General features: G+C 44.2%; 3 protein-coding genes. 2 read left to right on the top strand and 1 reads right to left on the bottom strand.

Going from position 1 to position 2362, the window contains the following annotated elements; translation table 11 throughout:
- Nucleotides 1-1011: diguanylate cyclase (locus tag A3761_RS16145; RefSeq protein ID WP_068750498.1), on the top strand; the 1011-nt coding region annotated here is incomplete at its 5' end.
- A gap of 30 nt (nt 1012-1041) precedes the next feature.
- On the opposite strand, the gene A3761_RS16140 is transcribed toward A3761_RS16145, so the two are convergent.
- Nucleotides 1042-1950 (bottom strand): GGDEF domain-containing protein, encoded by a 909-nt coding sequence (locus tag A3761_RS16140; RefSeq protein WP_082865007.1) that lies wholly within the window; start codon nt 1948-1950, stop codon nt 1042-1044.
- 230 nt (nt 1951-2180) lie between these two features.
- Here A3761_RS16140 and A3761_RS28605 point away from each other — a divergent pair.
- The coding region (locus A3761_RS28605; RefSeq protein WP_231881239.1) for a hypothetical protein at nt 2181-2362 on the top strand (182 nt) is incomplete at its 3' end.

Genomic DNA, 2362 nt, shown 5'->3' with positions numbered 1-2362 from the left:
GCCGGTATATTTAGAGATAACCCTTCCGTAGACTTATTAGGTGTTAAATCAGCTTTAGTTCAGACTAAAGACCTGCTTTCACAGTATTTGATAGAGTCCTTCTCTCCTAAAGGTGACCCGCAAGAGTTCTACGCGAAGTTAAGCGACTTGTATCAATTAGTATACGCGCATAATCAGCTTGTTTTATCGGTGACTGACCGTGTATTGGCGAAAAATTACCAGCAGAGCATTGAGCGCTTATCCTTGTTCTATATCAGCGTCGCTTTCTTCTCCTTGGTTTTGCTCTACTTGTCAGTCGGTTTATATAAGTCTGTTAGCTCTGCTATAGGTGAATTAACTGGCGCTGCAGATCGTGTAGCTATGGGAAATTATGATCAAGCGATTGAGATTGGAACGCATGATGAATTACTGACAGTTGCTCGGGCCATGGAGCATATGCGTCTAAGCATTAAGGAGCGTGAAGAACGCTTGGAACTAATGAGCCAGATTGATGGTTTGACTCAACTTTATAACCGGCCATTCTTTGATCAAGCAATGGATATATCCTTGGCTAATAGTCGCCGAAACATGACGCCGCTTACCTTGGTTATGATGGATATCGATCATTTTAAAAAGGTAAATGATACCTATGGCCACCAGGCGGGTGATGAGTGTTTAAAACTGATTGCTCGCTTAATGAAGAAACAGTATCAGCGACAAACAGATATAGTGGCTCGTTATGGTGGTGAAGAATTCATTGCGATTCTCTACGGTCAGACTCAAGAGGAGGCCCTATTGCAAACCGAGAAACTTCGAAGGGCAATTGAAGACGCAAATATGACTTATCAAGGCAAAACAATACCGATGACTGCAAGTTTTGGCTTGGCAAGCATGGCACCACCAGAGTGGCAGAAAGGTGAATCATTGGTGGGGTTTGCTGATAGTGCTTTGTACCAGGCAAAAGAAAGTGGCCGGAATCGTATTTGTATCGGAGGTCAGTCAGGTGGCCATGAGACTCAAAATACCGCTTGATAAGGTTCTATAAGACCTAAGGCCGATCTTTTATAGCTGATCAGCTACAGTAACCTGATTTCTTCCTTGACTTTTTGCCTGGTAAAGGGCTTTGTCAGCCTGTTTTACCAGATCTTGCCAGGCTTCCACTCTGGATTCCACGACACCAATACTGACGGTTAGCACGCCTTTGTCTGATTCAATGTGAGGGATTTGTAATGCCTCGATAGCTGCCCTGACTCGCTCGGCACATATTCTGGCTTGTTGGCCAATACTTCCGGGCATCAGAATTAATAGCTCTTCGCCGCCATAGCGAAATACTCTGTCTGAGGTGCGCAGCGTTGATTTAACAGTTTGAGCAACTTGTCTGAGCGCATCATCTCCTGATTGATGCCCATAGTAATCGTTATACTTCTTGAAAAAGTCGATATCCACTAAAGCTAGACTATAACTATTCTGGGTTCGTAGAGCGTGCTGTTCAGTATGTGTGAGATCAACCTCCATAGCGCGTCGGTTGCCGATACCTAGCAAGGCATCTTCAAGTGACAATAGTTTTAGCTCTTCGACATTAGTTTCCAGTTCTGCATGCCTGTCGATCAAGCGAACATATACATCGACTAGGTTAGATTGGGTCACAACACCAACTAAGTGTCCGGCATTGTTAATAACAGGGAGATGACGGAGTTTTCGACTACGTGACAGCATCAAGGCGTCTTTAAATAGACTATCTTCCTGAACACAAACAGGCGTAGAAGTCATGATTTCACAAATAGAATGTTCTGGGTAGTGAGCGTCTTTCAATAGCGTGCAAAACAGTTTGGTGATGTCACGCTCTGTGACGATTCCGATAGGTTTGTCGTTCTCGACAATAATCAGGCAGGAGCTACCTTGCTTTGACATGAGCGGAACCGCCTCCTTAATACAGCAATTCGCGTCCACGGTTGGTGGGCAGTCATTCATGAGTTCTTTGACAAGTATGTTAGTACTTTGGTGACCTTTCAAAAATTCATTCTATACTTTAATCCTAGGAGCCTAGCGGGAATAAGGCAAATTAATTACAGCAACTTACAAGCATCTTGAAAAGACTATTTGATGAATAGGTTCTTGATCAGAGTCAGACTTCAATTCATGAGTTCATGCTACCTTCAAAGTAAGGGAGCAGAGCCTGCTCCGCCAGGAGAGCAAATCCAATGACGATGATACGTAGTTCTAACGCTAAAATCTCAAACCGGCTCACCCGTTTTGTATCCTTACCGGTTCTGAGGGCTTTGTACGGCCTGGCTTTATCGTTAGGTGCACCGGCGGGTTGGGTTCTAGTCCAGAAACTTGCGGGGCGTGATCCATTCTCTGGTGAACATTTTGATCTATTACT

The sequence above is a fragment of the Oleiphilus sp. HI0123 genome, assembly GCF_001635315.1.
Note: the sequence above shows the minus strand (reverse complement) of the source record. Positions and strands in the feature narration are given on the sequence as shown.